Source organism: Bradyrhizobium sp. GW821-FHT13H06 (assembly GCF_058803975.1).
On record NZ_JBXAPN010000003.1, the window covers coordinates 528739 to 542988 of the forward strand.

At 65.8% G+C, this 14250-nt stretch carries 13 protein-coding genes; 4 read left to right on the top strand and 9 right to left on the bottom strand.

The window, feature by feature from the left end:
* Positions 1 to 15: 15 nt before the first annotated feature.
* Positions 16 to 618 carry a septation protein A gene (locus tag AC1RQP_RS14960; RefSeq protein ID WP_492937519.1) on the top strand — a complete coding sequence of 201 codons (603 nt, stop codon included), beginning with the start codon at positions 16 to 18 and terminating at the stop codon, positions 616 to 618.
* A gap of 137 nt (positions 619 to 755) precedes the next feature.
* On the opposite strand, the gene AC1RQP_RS14965 is transcribed toward AC1RQP_RS14960, so the two are convergent.
* The 5 genes from AC1RQP_RS14965 to ccmA form a co-directional block, all read right to left on the bottom strand.
* A complete protein-coding gene (locus AC1RQP_RS14965; protein ID WP_492937520.1) occupies positions 756 to 1349 on the bottom strand; it encodes a DsbE family thiol:disulfide interchange protein in 594 nt (197 codons plus the stop codon).
* Positions 1346 to 1531, bottom strand: a complete 186-nt coding sequence (gene ccmD, locus AC1RQP_RS14970) for a heme exporter protein CcmD (protein WP_492937521.1) — start codon at positions 1529 to 1531, stop codon at positions 1346 to 1348. The genes AC1RQP_RS14965 and ccmD overlap by 4 nt, the downstream gene beginning before the upstream one ends.
* A complete protein-coding gene (locus AC1RQP_RS14975) occupies positions 1528 to 2313 on the bottom strand; it encodes a heme ABC transporter permease (RefSeq protein WP_492937523.1) in 786 nt (261 codons plus the stop codon). Before AC1RQP_RS14975 ends, ccmD begins: the two co-directional genes overlap by 4 nt.
* 90 nt (positions 2314 to 2403) lie before the next feature.
* Positions 2404 to 3072: a heme exporter protein CcmB gene (gene ccmB, locus AC1RQP_RS14980; protein ID WP_028150494.1), complete on the bottom strand. Its 669-nt coding sequence runs from the start codon at positions 3070 to 3072 to the stop codon at positions 2404 to 2406.
* A gap of 250 nt (positions 3073 to 3322) precedes the next feature.
* Positions 3323 to 3925, bottom strand: coding sequence for a heme ABC exporter ATP-binding protein CcmA (ccmA, locus tag AC1RQP_RS14985; protein WP_492937524.1), 603 nt, complete (start codon positions 3923 to 3925; stop codon positions 3323 to 3325).
* A 241-nt stretch (positions 3926 to 4166) separates the two neighbouring features.
* Between ccmA and acnA the strand changes: the two genes are divergently transcribed.
* From acnA to AC1RQP_RS15000, 3 genes are all read left to right on the top strand, one after another.
* Positions 4167 to 6887, top strand: coding sequence for an aconitate hydratase AcnA (gene acnA, locus AC1RQP_RS14990; RefSeq protein WP_239628909.1), 2721 nt, complete (start codon positions 4167 to 4169; stop codon positions 6885 to 6887).
* A gap of 233 nt (positions 6888 to 7120) precedes the next feature.
* Positions 7121 to 7897 (top strand): DUF1223 domain-containing protein, encoded by a 777-nt coding sequence (locus AC1RQP_RS14995; protein ID WP_492937525.1) that lies wholly within the window; start codon positions 7121 to 7123, stop codon positions 7895 to 7897.
* Positions 7898 to 8485: 588 nt separating this feature from the next.
* Positions 8486 to 8857, top strand: coding sequence for a DUF2794 domain-containing protein (locus AC1RQP_RS15000; RefSeq protein ID WP_028177741.1), 372 nt, complete (start codon positions 8486 to 8488; stop codon positions 8855 to 8857).
* 246 nt (positions 8858 to 9103) lie between these two features.
* On the opposite strand, the gene AC1RQP_RS15005 is transcribed toward AC1RQP_RS15000, so the two are convergent.
* From AC1RQP_RS15005 to AC1RQP_RS15020, 4 genes are all read right to left on the bottom strand, one after another.
* Positions 9104 to 9634 carry a GNAT family N-acetyltransferase gene (locus tag AC1RQP_RS15005; protein WP_492937526.1) on the bottom strand — a complete coding sequence of 177 codons (531 nt, stop codon included), beginning with the start codon at positions 9632 to 9634 and terminating at the stop codon, positions 9104 to 9106.
* 223 nt (positions 9635 to 9857) lie between these two features.
* Positions 9858 to 10649 carry a Bax inhibitor-1/YccA family protein gene (locus AC1RQP_RS15010; protein ID WP_028177739.1) on the bottom strand — a complete coding sequence of 264 codons (792 nt, stop codon included), beginning with the start codon at positions 10647 to 10649 and terminating at the stop codon, positions 9858 to 9860.
* A 270-nt stretch (positions 10650 to 10919) separates the two neighbouring features.
* A complete protein-coding gene (locus AC1RQP_RS15015; protein ID WP_492937527.1) occupies positions 10920 to 13490 on the bottom strand; it encodes an ABC transporter permease in 2571 nt (856 codons plus the stop codon).
* Positions 13487 to 14209 carry an ABC transporter ATP-binding protein gene (locus tag AC1RQP_RS15020; protein WP_239628917.1) on the bottom strand — a complete coding sequence of 241 codons (723 nt, stop codon included), beginning with the start codon at positions 14207 to 14209 and terminating at the stop codon, positions 13487 to 13489. Before AC1RQP_RS15020 ends, AC1RQP_RS15015 begins: the two co-directional genes overlap by 4 nt.
* Positions 14210 to 14250: the final 41 nt, after the last annotated feature.

Below are 14250 nucleotides of genomic sequence, written 5' to 3' on the forward strand. Positions count from 1 at the left end.
AAAGAAGGTCAGGTAATGGACAAGACCCAGCCGCATCCGCTGTTCAAGCTCGCGACCGAGCTCGGTCCGCTGCTCGTGTTCTTCTTCGTCAATGCGAAGTTCAATCTGTTCGCCGCGACCGGCGCATTCATGGTCGCGATCGTGGTGGCGATGGCCGCCTCCTATGTGGTGACGCGCCACATCCCGATCATGGCGATCGTGACGGGCGTGATCGTATTGGTGTTCGGCACGCTGACCCTGGTGCTGCACGACGAGACCTTCATCAAGGTCAAGCCGACCATCATCTACGGCCTGTTCGCTGCGATCCTCGGCGGCGGCCTGTTGTTCGGCCGCTCCTTCATCGCCGTGATGTTCGACCAGATGTTCAACCTGACGCCGCAGGGCTGGCGCATCCTCACGCTGCGCTGGGCGTTGTTCTTCGCCGGCATGGCCGTGCTGAACGAGATCGTCTGGCGCACCCAGAGCACCGACTTCTGGGTGAACTTCAAGGTATTCGGCGTGACGCCCATCACGATGATCTTCGCCATCGCCCAGATGCCGCTGACCAAGCGCTACCACCTCGAGCCGGTGTCGCTGGAGACCAGCGAGGCGGAGGCGGGGGATGTGAGCAAGGGCTGACGGTCTCGTGTCCCGGACGCGCGAAGCGCGAGCCGGGACCCAGTCTCTTTCCAAACGTGACGTCGTGGTGACATGGGCCCCGGCTCTGCAGCGCATCGATGAAGGATCGCTGCGCTGCGTCCGGGGCACGAGATGCCTTACGACCCCGCCTTCAACGCCTTCTCCATCTGCGGCATCAGCACAGTCCGCAGATTGTCCGGCGTGACCGGCCCCACCAGCTTGTAGACGATGGTGCCCTCGCGCCCGACGACGAAGGTTTCCGGCACGCCATAGACGCCCCATTCGATCGAGGCGCGGCCGTTCGCGTCCACGCCGACGCGGCCGAACGGGTTGCCGTAGCGGCCGAGGAAGCGGCGCGCATTGTCGGAGGCGTCCTTGTAATTGATGCCGACCAGTTGGAAACGCTTGTCCTTGGCGAGCTCGGTCAGGAGCGGCGCCTCGTCGTGGCACGGCACGCACCAGGACGCCCAGACGTTGACCAGGCTGACCTTGCCCTTGAACGCGGCGGGATCGAGCCCCGGCACCTGGGTGCCGTTGTCCTGCAATCCCTCCAGCGGCGGCAGCGCCGTCTGCGGCGCCGGCCGACCGATCAGCGCCGAGGGAATCCGCGAGGGGTCGCCGCTGCCGAGCCGGAACCAGAACAGCAGCGCGAGTCCGATGAAGGCGATCAGCGGCAGCACCATCAGGAAGGTGCGGCGCTGCGGCGGGGCGGAGGTCGACTGGTCGCTCATCGCAGCTCCGTCGCGCTGCGACCTGAACGACGGGTGATGCCGCGCTCTTCCAGTTCGCGCAGGCGCTGGGTCTGATTGCGATAATCGAGCACGATCCAGCCGATCAGGATCGCAACCACGGCGGCCGCCGCGGCATAGGACGTCACGATGAAAGAGGCGTAGGGACCGAGCGACATGATCAAGCGGCCCCGACTTCGTTTGAAGCGCCTTCACCACGCGAACCGCTTTCGCTCGAGAACGCGATGCGGCTCGCCTGCATCATCTGCAGCGAGCGGACGCGGCGGCGCAGGATCTCGTTGCGCATCGCAGCCAGATGCAGCGTGACGAACAGCAGCGTGAATGCGATCGCCATCACCAGCAGCGGAATCAGGAACGACTTGTCGAGCGCCGAGCCGCCCATGCGCATCACCGAGGCCGGCTGGTGCAGCGTGTTCCACCAGTCGACCGAGAACTTGATGATGGGCAGGTTGATGGCACCGACCAGGGTGAGCACCGCAGCCGCACGCGCCGCGCGCGAGGGATCGTCGACCGCGCGCCACAGCGCCATCAGGCCGAGATACATCAGGAACAGGATCAGCACCGAGGTCAGCCGCGCATCCCATTCCCAATAGGTGCCCCACATCGGCCGGCCCCATAGCGAGCCCGTGAGCAGCGCAAGGAAGGTGAAGCTGGCGCCGATCGGAGCTGCCGCTTTCGCGGCGACATCGGCGAGCGGATGCCGCCACACCAGCGTGCCCAGCGAGGCAATGCTCATCACGCCCCAGACGAACATCGACAGCCAGGCATTGGGCACGTGGATGAACATGATCTTCACGGTCGCGCCCTGCTGGTAGTCGTCGGGCGCGAGCGCGGATTGATAGAGGCCGATCGCGAGCAGGATGACGGTCGCGGCCGCGAGCCACGGCAACATCCGCGCCGTCAGGGCGAGGAACCGTGTCGGATTGGCGAGGTCGATCAGCGTCATGGTATCCTGATAATCACCGGGGGCCGCTCAGGCAATCAGCACGAAAGGCCGCAGCGAAAATTGATCGGAGTCAAGGTCGGTCGAGCCATCTCAATCGAGACCATGGCGCAGGCTCGCCGCCGCCGCGAACGGGCCGATGACGAGGCTGACCAGGGACAGCGCGCAGAGGATCGAGAACGGCGCCCCGAACGTCATGGGACCGACGATCACGGCCTGCGAGGCCGCAACGCCGAAGATCAGCACGGGAATCGACAGCGGCAGCACCAGCACGGCCATCAGCAGCCCGCCGCGGTGCAGCGTCACTGCCAGTGCCGCGCCGATCATGCCGGTGAAGGTCAGGGCCGGCGTGCCCGCCAGCAGCGTCAGCGCCACTGCGCCGGTTGCGACCATGTCGAGGTTGAGCAACAGGCCGAGCACGGGGGTTGCGACAATCAGCGGCAGGCCGGCGGCCAGCCAATGCGCCAGCGCCTTGGCGGCACAGGCGAGTTCCAGCGGCGTCCGGCTCATCGTGATCAGGTCGAGCGAGCCGTCCTCATGGTCGGCCATGAACAGCCGGTCGAGGGTGAGCAGGCTCGCCAGCAGTGCGCCGAGCCACAGGATCGCCGGCCCCAGCCGCGACAGCAGCGCCAGATCCGGCCCGACCGCGAATGGCATCAGCACCACGACAGTCAGGAAGAACAGCACGCCGATCAGCGCCCCGCCGCCGACGCGCAGCGCGATCCGGATGTCCCGGCGAATCAGGGCGGACAGGGCGGTCATGGAGGGCTCCCAGAGAGCCGCAGCGGCGGTGCGCCCCCTCCCCCGGTTGCGGGGGAGGGTCGGGGAGAGGGTGTCTCGACAACGAAGACTCCCCCAGCGGAGAGAACCCTCACCCGGCGCTGCGCGCCGACCTCTCCCGCAAGCGGGAGAGGCAAGGGAGCTCGCGGCGACACCCGATGCCAGCGAAATAGCTGCCCCGGCAGCCGCTGCACCTCCATCCGAGCGCAGGAAATCTGAGGGTGGCCTGATTTCACGCCTTCCCCCCGATCCGCAGCTCCCGTGATTCGATCCCCAACGGGGCATGGGTCGCTGCGACGATGAGGCCGCCCCGTCCAAGGTGCTCACGCATCAGGCCACCGAACATATCCTGGCCGGCCACATCCAGCGCATTGGTCGGCTCGTCCAGCAGCCAGACCGGGCGGCGGATGGTCAGCAGCCGGGCCAGCGAGAGGCGGCGGCGCTGGCCGGCGGAGAGGAAGGCGGCCGGAAGATGGGTGGCATGGTCGAGGCCGACGGTGGAGAGGCATTCAGCCGCGTCACTGCGCTCCCCGCCCAAGAAATCAGCCCAGAAGACCAGATTTTCCGCCACGCTCAGGGCCGGCTTCAGGGCATCGCGATGGCCGAGATAGTGGCACTGCTCCGGCACGGTCAGTTCGGCGTCGCCCCCGTCCAGCGCGATCGTCCCGGCGGCGGGAACGAGCAGGCCCGCGATCAGCCGGAGCAGCGAGGTCTTGCCCGATCCGTTGCGACCCGTCACCGCCACGGCTTCGCCCGAGGCGGCCGCGAATTCGAGGCCGGCGAACACCTCGCGTCCGCCCCGCACGCATCTGAGCCCGTGACCTGAAAGCCGCATCTCGCCTCGTTTCAACCCGCTCAAAGCCAGGCCTCAGGAAATCTTGGGGTAGCGCATGGGAATTTTTGGCTCGCGGATTGCTGCGGCACGATTGTGGCTGTGGCGGCGCCGTTAGAAAGCTTCTATAAGCCCGGAACTACTTGATGCAGCAACTCAACCTGCCCCTGCAAGCGGCCCAGCCTGATACGCTGACGGTGTTAAAATACCCTGCCGGGTATAGCTAACAATTGGGATCTCCTACATGACCTCGCTCGACAGCTTCAAATGCAAAAAGACCCTCAAGGTCGGCGCCAAGACCTATGTGTATTACAGCCTGCCCACGGCCGAGAAGAATGGTCTGAAGGGAATTTCGAAACTTCCCTATTCGATGAAGGTCCTGCTCGAGAACCTGCTGCGCAACGAGGACGGCCGCTCGGTCAAGAAGGAAGACATCGTCGCGGTGTCGAAATGGCTGCGCAAGAAGTCGCTGGAGCATGAGATCGCCTTCCGTCCCGCGCGCGTCCTGATGCAGGACTTCACCGGCGTGCCGGCGGTGGTCGACCTCGCCGCGATGCGCAACGCGATGCAGAAGCTCGGCGGCGATGCAGAGAAGATCAACCCGCTGGTTCCCGTCGATCTCGTCATCGACCACTCCGTGATCGTGAACTTCTTCGGCGACAACAAGGCCTTCGGCAAGAACGTCACCGAGGAATACAAGCAGAACCAGGAGCGCTACGAGTTCCTGAAGTGGGGCCAGAAGGCGTTCTCGAACTTCTCCGTCGTGCCGCCCGGCACCGGCATCTGCCACCAGGTCAACCTCGAATATCTGGCCCAGACGGTCTGGACCAGGAAGGAGAAGATGACGGTCGGCAAGAAGACCGGCACCTTCGAGGTGGCCTATCCCGACTCGCTCGTCGGCACTGATTCGCACACCACTATGGTCAACGGTCTTGCCGTGCTCGGCTGGGGCGTCGGCGGCATCGAGGCGGAAGCCTGCATGCTCGGCCAGCCGCTGTCGATGCTGCTGCCCAACGTCGTCGGCTTCAAGCTGAAGGGCGCGCTGAAGGAAGGCGTCACTGCGACCGACCTCGTGCTGACCGTGACGCAGATGCTGCGCAAGCTCGGCGTGGTCGGCAAGTTCGTCGAGTTCTTCGGCCCGGGCCTCGACCATCTCTCGGTCGCCGACAAGGCCACAATCGCCAACATGGCGCCCGAATATGGCGCGACCTGCGGCTTCTTCCCGGTGGACGCCGCCGCGCTCGACTACCTCAAGACCTCCGGCCGCGCCTCGGCGCGCGTCGCGCTGGTGCAGGCCTATGCCAAGGCGCAGGGCCTGTTCCGCACCGCCAAGTCGCCCGATCCGGTGTTCACGGAAACGCTGACCCTCGACCTCGGCGACGTCGTGCCGTCGATGGCGGGCCCGAAGCGTCCCGAAGGCCGCATCGCGCTGCCGACCGTCGCGGAGGGCTTCTCGCTTGCGCTCGGCAGCGAGTACAAGAAGGCCGACGAGCCCACCAAGCGCTTCCCGGTCGAAGGCAAGAATTTCGATATCGGCCATGGCGACGTCGTGATCGCCGCGATCACCTCCTGCACCAACACCTCGAACCCGAGCGTCTTGATCGGCGCCGGCCTGCTCGCGCGCAACGCCGCGGCGAAGGGCCTCAAGGCCAAGCCGTGGGTGAAGACCTCGCTCGCCCCGGGCAGCCAGGTGGTTGCGGAATATCTCGCCAATTCCGGCCTGCAGCCCCATCTCGACAAGGTCGGCTTCAACCTGGTCGGCTTCGGCTGCACCACCTGCATCGGCAATTCCGGTCCGCTGCCTGAGGAGATCTCGAAGTCGATCAACGACAACGGCGTTGTCGCGGCCGCCGTGCTCTCCGGCAACCGCAACTTCGAGGGCCGCGTCTCGCCGGACGTGCAGGCCAACTATCTGGCCTCGCCGCCGCTGGTCGTTGCCTACGCGCTCGCCGGCAGCGTCACCAAGAACCTTGCCGCCGAGCCGCTCGGCGAGGGCAAGGACGGCAAGCCGGTGTACTTGAAGGACATCTGGCCGACGACGAAGGAGATCAACGCCTTCATGAAGAAGTTCGTGACCGCGTCGATCTTCAAGAAGAAATATGCCGACGTGTTCAAGGGCGACACCAATTGGCGCAAGATCAAGACGGTCGAGAGCGAGACCTATCGCTGGAACATGTCTTCGACCTACGTGCAGAACCCGCCCTATTTCGACGGCATGAAGAAGGAGCCGGAGCCGGTCACCGATATCGTCGAGGCGCGCATCCTCGCCATGTTCGGCGACAAGATCACCACTGACCACATCTCGCCGGCCGGTTCGATCAAGCTGACCTCGCCCGCTGGCAAGTATCTCAGCGAGCACCAGGTGCGTCCGGCCGACTTCAACCAGTACGGCACGCGGCGCGGCAACCATGAAGTGATGATGCGCGGCACCTTCGCCAACATCCGCATCAAGAACTTCATGCTGAAGGGCGCCGACGGCAACATTCCGGAAGGCGGCCTGACCAAGCACTGGCCCGACGGCGAGCAGATGTCGATCTACGACGCCGCGATGAAGTACCAGCAGGAGCAGGTGCCGCTGGTGGTGTTTGCCGGCGCCGAATACGGCAACGGCTCCTCGCGCGACTGGGCGGCGAAGGGCACGCGTCTGCTCGGCGTGCGCGCCGTGATCTGCCAGAGCTTCGAGCGCATCCACCGCTCCAACCTGGTCGGCATGGGCGTGCTGCCGCTGACCTTCGAGGAAGGCACCTCGTGGTCGTCGCTGGGCCTGAAGGGCGACGAGAAGGTCACGCTGCGTGGCCTCGTCGGCGACCTCAAGCCGCGCCAGAAGCTGACCGCGGAGATCGTCTCCGGCGACGGTTCGCTGCAGCGCGTTTCGCTGCTCTGCCGCATCGATACGCTGGACGAACTCGACTACTACCGCAACGGCGGCATCCTGCACTACGTGCTGCGCAAGCTCGCGGCGTAAGCGCGGATTTGTGAACGATGGCTCACTGCGAAGTGAGTAGAAGCCTAAACGAAGGCGGCCTATCAAAGGCCGCCTTCGCGCGTTTGCGGTACGTTTCAGATGGGCTCGCCCGGCGGAAAACCTTCCCTTGGACGGTTGGCTGGACGGACGAATGTACCGTGCCCCGTAAGACTACGGTGACCATCCGGCGATAAGATTCCCCTTCCCACGAGCAATGGTGTGCGGCGTTCGACATGACGACAATGACGGCTTCTCATCCGATTTCGCGCTGGTCCAATGCCCTCTGGACGGGAGCTCTCGGCATCTGCGCGATCGTCGCCGTCATCCGCCCCGCGCAGGCTGATCCCCGCGCCGTTGTTGAATTGTTTACCTCGCAGGGCTGCTCCTCCTGCCCGCCCGCCGACCAGATCATCGGCGATCTCTCGAAAGACCCCTCGATCATCGCGTTGAGCATGCCGATCGACTATTGGGACTATCTCGGCTGGAAAGACACGCTGGCGGACTCGCGCTTCTCTGCACGGCAGCGTGCCTATTCGCGCATGCGCGGCGACCGCGAGGTCTACACGCCGCAGGCCGTCGTCAACGGCTCCACGCATGTCATCGGCAGCGATCGCGCCGGCATCGAGAATGCGATCGGCAAGACCGACAAGGGCACCGGCGTGATGAGCGTGCCGGTGACGATGTCACTGTCGGGCAAGCACATCAACGTCTCGGTGGCCGAAAGCAAGGAGCCCGCGGTCTCGCACGGCGAGGTCTGGATCTGCTCGATCGCCAAGTCGGTGCCGATCGCGATCACCCGCGGCGAGAATCGCGGACAGCAGGTCACCTATCACAACGTGGTGCGCAACCTGCTCAAGGTCGGCGACTGGACCGGCCGTCCGGAAAGCTGGACGGTGCCGATCGAGAACCTCACGCGCGATGGCGTCGACGGCGCGGTGGTCTATGTCCAGGACGGCAGCCGGGAGAAGCCCGGCCCGATGCTTGGTGCGGCCTACACGTCGCTGCATTGAAGGCGCGCTTCGACTCTTCCGACTCGAACACTTTTCAACCCTCATGGTGAGGAGGCGCGTCAGCGCCGTCTCGAACCATGCAGGCCCTGCTCCCGCAGCGTGGCCTTTGATCCTTCGAGACGCCGCGCGTAGAGCGCGGCCCTCAGGATGAGGGGAGAGTGTCTTTCCGGAGATGTTTGGAGAGACCGTCACTCGCCGCGATAGAAACAACACAAACAAAAAAGGACCAACTCGCGTTGGCCCTCCTTGCCGTGCGCACAGACCCGATCCTGTTCGACCCCGGGGGGCTGGGGGCTGAGGAATCCGGAACCGAAAGGACCGGGTCAACGCACAGGACTCTTTATCGCAGTGCAGGGCGGCGGGCGGTGGGCGGAAAAGCGGCGATACTATGATTCCTGCTAACGATCCCGTGACGGTTTGCCGCGACAAAGTTCCACCCCTGCGTGTGCCCTGACTCGCAGCGGATTCGGTGGGTTGAGCCCCCTTGCGGCGCGGAACGGTTGGCGCAATCATGCAATTGTCATGAGCGCGGTTCCGGGGACGGTCTTCGCGGACGCGGTCATGGCGTGCGATGAGGAGGCGCTTCCCATGAGCCTGATGTCGGAGGATGCCGATCCGAGCGAGCAGCGCGCGGCGGCGCGCCCCGCCGCTGCGAATGCGCAGCCGAACCGGGTGACGTTCAACCGGCTCGAGCTGCACCGGATTCTCAATCTCTACGGCCGCATGGTTGCCGACGGCGAATGGCGCGACTACGCCATCGATTTCCTGAAGGACCGCGCCGTGTTCTCGGTCTATCGCCGCGCCTCGGAGGTGCCGATCTATCGCATCGAGAAGGACCCGCGGCTCGCGCGCAAGCAGGGCATGTACAGCGTGATCTCGGCGACCGGGCTGATCCTGCGCCGCGGCCATGAGCTCGAGCGGGTGTTGCTGGTGATCGATCGGAAGCTGGCGGTGGTGTAGCCGTACGAAGGGTGCGTTGGGTGGGCAAAGGCGCAAAGCGCCGTGCCCACGATCTCTCGCCATCGTTACGTTTGGTGGGCAGCTTTCGCTTTGCCCATCCTGCAGCAGCCGTGATGTGCGCGAACTTCGTAGCCCGGATGAGCGAAGCGACATCCGGGTCTTGTCTCGCAGCGTTCCCGGGTATCGCGGAGCCTGTCATCGGGCGGCGCTTTGCGCCGACCCGTTGGCTCACCCGGGCTACAGAACCTACCTCTCCGGCACCGTGCTTGCGCCCTCGCCGAGGTCCCGCTGCATCATCACCGTGTCCAGCCAGCGGCCGAATTTCAGCCCGACATTGGGATGCGTGCCGATCATCTTGAAGCCGGCTTTGGTGTGCACGCCGATCGATCCGGCGTTGGCGGAATCGCCGATCACCGCGATCATCTGGCGAAAACCGCGCGCCTCGCATTCGGTGATCAGCCGTTCCAGCAGCAACGAGCCGACGCCGCGGCGGTGGAAGGAGGGATCGAGATAGATCGAGTTCTCCACCGTGAAGCGGTAGGCCGGCCGCGGCCGGTAGGCGCCGGCATAGGCGTAGCCGGCAATGCTGCCGTCGAGCATGGCGACGAAATAGGGATAGCCGCCGTCGATCAGCGTGCGGTAGCGACGCGTCATCTCGGCGAGGTCGGGCGGCTCCAGCTCGAATGTCGCCGTGCCCTCGCGGACGGCCTGCTGGTAGATGGCGGTGATGGCGGGAAGGTCGGCCTCGGTGGTGGGCCTGATTTCGGGTGCGGACATGGCGCGGAGATTAGAGCGTTCGCACGGAGGCTGGAAGAGCCCCGGCTGCCTCAGCACCCGTCATTGCGAGCGAAGCGAAGCAATCCAGAAATGCATCCGCGGAGGGACTCTGAATTGCCTCGTCGCAAGGGCTCCTCGCAATGACGAGGAGAGGCATGGGTCCACAAACAAAAACCCCGGCCTTTCGGCCGGGGTTCATGTCCGTTCTCTCTCGTCGTTGCGCTTACTCGCGCTGGCCGAGCAGCTGCAGCAGCAGCGTGAACAGGTTGATGAAGTTCAGGTACAGCGACAGCGCGCCGGTGATGGCCGCACGCTCTGCGATGTCACCGCCGGCCGAGGCGTAGCCGTAGATGTAGTCGTTCTTCAGCCGCTGCGTGTCCCAGGCGGTGAGGCCCGAGAACACCAGCACGCCGACCACCGACACGATGAACTGCAGCATCGAGCTGGCCAGGAACAGGTTCACCAGGCTGGCGAGGACGATGCCGATCAGGCCCATGAACAGGAACGAACCCATCCCGGTGAGGTCACGCTTGGTGGTGTAGCCGTACAGGCTCAGCGCACCGAAGGTCGCCGCGGTGATGAAGAATACCCGCACGATCGAGGTGTGCGTGAACACCAGGAAGATCGACGACAGCGAGATGCCCATCAGCGCCGAGAACACCCAGAACAGGATCTGGGCGGTCGAGGGGGCGAGACGGTTGATGCCCGCCGAGATCACGAACACCATCGCGAGCGGCGCGAGCATGAACAGCCACTTCAGGGGGCTGACGAACATGGCGTAGCCGAACGGCGTCAGGAACAGCTTGCCGACGCGGACCGCTTCCGGGGTCGCAACGTCGGTCACGGCGGCCATGTAGACGCCGAGGGCGGCCAGGCCAGTGATGGCCAAGCCGATGGTCATGTAGTTGTAGATGCGCAGCATGTAGGCGCGCAGGCCGGCATCGACCGTCGCGGCGTCAACACGCCCGGCGGCCCTGCCGAAAGGAGAAGCGTAGTTACGGTCTAGGTCCGACATGGTCGAAATCCCGCTGGTTGGCCGGTCCGGCATGAGGGTCGCCATGCCGCCGGTTCGTCAAATTCTATCTCGGATTACCAATCGCTGCCGACTAAATTCTAGCTAACAATCGGGTCTCCGAACCCATCCGATATGTGGGAAACTAACACATTCGGTGCAACCGTCCACGCGCGGCTGAATGTCGCCCTCGGCTACAATCCTGACGGGCGGCCATGGTTAATCGCAGGAATCGTGCGATTCCGCTCCCGCGCGGCGACCCGCTACATTTTGTCACAAATTCCGCAACACCGTCGCGGGCTTTTTGTTCAACGCCAGCAGCGTGCCGGCGAGTCCCAGCCCGACGGTGACCACGAGGGCGGCCGCGACCACGCCGGCCGCGCTGCCGGCCTGCCAGACGAAGCTGAGCGTCATCAGCCGCGTCACGATCATCCAGGCCGCGATGCTGCCAGCGATCACGCCGAACACCGCGGTGGCGAACCCGATCAGGAGGTACTCCAGCGCATAGGCGCCGAGCAGCCGCAGCCGCGTCGCGCCCAGGGTCTTCAGGATCACCGCATCGTAGACCCGGTGGCGGTGGCCGGCTGCGAGCGCCCCGCCCAGCACCAGGATCGCCGAGATCAGGGTGACGGCACTGGCGCCGCGGATCGCCAGCGCCAGGTTGGTCACCACCGAGCCGACCGTCTCCATCACCTCGCGCACGCGCACGCTCGTCACCATCGGATAGGCGTCGGCCACCTGCTTGATGATCTTGCCGTCACCCGCGGCATTGCCGCCGGCCTCGGTCAGGGTTGCGATATGGGTATGTGGGGCGCCCTTGAAGGCGTTCGGCGAGAAGACCAGGACGAAGTTGATGCCGAGCCCTTGCCAGTCGATGGTGCGCAGATTGCCGATTCTCGCCGGGATGTCGCGGCCGAGCACGTTGACCACGATCTCGTCGCCGAGCTTGAGGCCGAGTCCGTCGGCGATCTTCTTCTCCATCGAGACCAGCGGCGGCCCGGAATAGTCGGCGCTCCACCATTCGCCCTCGACTACCTTGGAACCTTTCGGCAGCTCGCCGGTGTAGGTCAGGCCGCGGTCGCTCTGCAGCACCCATTCGGAATCGGTCGTCGGCTTGAGTTCCTCGGCGCGGACGCCGCGCGCGGCGACGATGCGCCCGCGCAGCATCGGCACGTCCTCGACCTTCGCGCCGGGCGCGATCTGGCGCAGATAGAGGTCGAACTGCTCGGCCTGCGCGCTCGGAATGTCGATGAAGAAAAAGGATGGCGCCTGATCGGGCAGAGCTGCGAGGAACTGCCGGCGCAGATTGCCGTCGATCTGGGTGATGGTGACGAGCACGGCGAGCCCGAGCCCCAGCGACAGCACGACCGAAGGCGTCAGCGCGCCGGGCCGGTGGATGTTGGCGATCGCCAGGCGCAGCATCGGCAGCCGCGTCCGCGGCAGCCGCCGCGCGATGGTCATCAGCAGGGCGGCGATGCCGCGCAGCAGGGCGAACACGACCACCGAGGAGGCGACGAATACCGCGGCGATGCGCTTGTCGAAGGAGAGGCCGATCACAACCGCGATGAGCAGGGCGATCACGAGCCCCATGAACAGGAGATAGCCCAGGCGCGGCCGGTGCCATTCCGAGCTGATGGTGTCGCGGAACAGCGCGGCGACCGGCACGTCGTGCACGCGGCCAAGCGGCCACAGGCCAAAGGCCAGCGCGGTCAAGAGGCCGTAGACGAAGGACAGCGCGAGTTCGTCGGCATGCACGGCCGGCACCACGGGCAGCGGGAGCAGCTTGCCGAACAGGCCGACGATCGCAAAGGGCATGGCGGCGCCGAGCACGAGGCCGATCACCGAGCCGATGCAAGCGAGCAGCATGACCTGCGCAAGATAGATGCCGAAGACGTCGCGCCCGGTCGCGCCCACGGCCTTGAGGGCCGCGATCACCTCGAGCCGGCGGTCGATATGGCTCTTCACGGCATTGGCGACGCCGACGCCGCCGACCAGCAGCGCCGCGAGGCCGACCAGGGTCAGGAACTGCGTGAAGCGGCTGATGTTGCGCTCGAGCTGCGGCGAGGCATTGGAGCGGCTGCGAATCTCCCAGCCGGCCTGCGGCACGGCGTTGCGGGCGTCCGCGATGAAGGCTTCGGTGGCGCGCTCGTTGTTCGCGGCATCGGGCAGCTTGACCCGGTAGACCCAGCGCACCAGGCTGCCGGGCTGGATCAGGCCCGTGGCGCGCAGGCCCGCCTCGCTGATCAGGAAGCGTGGCCCGAAGCCGATGCCGCCGGCGAGCTTGTCGGGCTCGGATTCGACCGTCGAGCGGATCTGGAAGGTCGCCGAGCCAATGGTGACGCGGTCGCCGGTCCTCAGCGAGAGCCGCGCCAGCAGCGTCGGATCGGCGGCGGCGCCGAACGCGCCGTCACGCTCTGCGAGCAGGTCGGACATCGCCAGGGGCGGTGCCAGCGTCAGCTGGCCCAGCAACGGATAGGTGTCGTCGACCGCCTTCATCTCGACCAGCGCCAGCTTGCCGTCAGTCGTGCGCGCCATGCCGCGCAAGGTCGCCGCCGTCGACAGCGTGCCGCGCGAGCGCAGGAAGGCGACCTCTTCGGGCTTGGCCTCGCGCTGGAACAGCACGAAGGAGACGTCGCCGCCGAGCAGCGTGCGGCCTTCGCGCGCGAGGCCGTCGGAGAGGCTCGCGGACACCGAGCCGACGCCGGCGATCGCCATCACGCCGAGCGCGATGCAGGCGATGAAGACATAGAAGCCGCGCAGGCCCCCGCGCAATTCGCGCAGGGCATAGCGCAGCGACAGCGCAACGCCGCCCGGCCTCGCGAATGGTTCGACTGCCGCGCTCATGCCGGCGCAGACTGCGTGTCGATGCGCCCCGAGCGCAGGCGGATGACGCGATCGCAGCGATGCGCGAGCGAGGAATCGTGCGTGACCAGCACCAGGGTCATGCCGCGCTCGGCGTGCTTGCTGAACAGGAGATCGACGATCTGTTTTCCGGTTGTCTCGTCGAGATTGCCGGTCGGCTCGTCGGCGACGAGGATCGCGGGATCGGGCGCCAGCGCGCGCGCCAGCGCAACGCGCTGCTGCTCGCCGCCGGAGAGCTGCGTCGGATAGTGATGCAGGCGGTCGCCGAGCCCGACCGATTGGAGCTCCTGCGCCGCGCGCCGCGCGGCATCGGGATTGCCGGCAAGCTCGAGCGGCACGGCGACGTTCTCCAGCGCCGTCATGGTCGGAATCAGATGGAAGGACTGGAAGACGATGCCGACCTGGCGGCCGCGGAAGCGGGCCAGCGCGTCCTCGTCGAGGGCATTGAAAGGCGTGCCATTGACCACCACCTCTCCGCTATCAGGACGCTCCAGCCCCGCCATCACCATCAGCAGCGTGGATTTGCCCGAGCCTGACGGGCCGATCAGGCCGATCGTCTCGCCCGAGGCGACCCGCAGGCTGATATCCTTGAGGATGTGAACGCGTGCCGCGCCCGCGCCCAATGAGAGATTGACGTTGGAGATGGCGATGGTGTCCGCGGCGGTAGCGGCGAGCGAAGAGGGGTCGATGCGAGTGTCCATGGTCCGGTCATATGGCAACTCCGACAGCGCGGTCGAGAGGC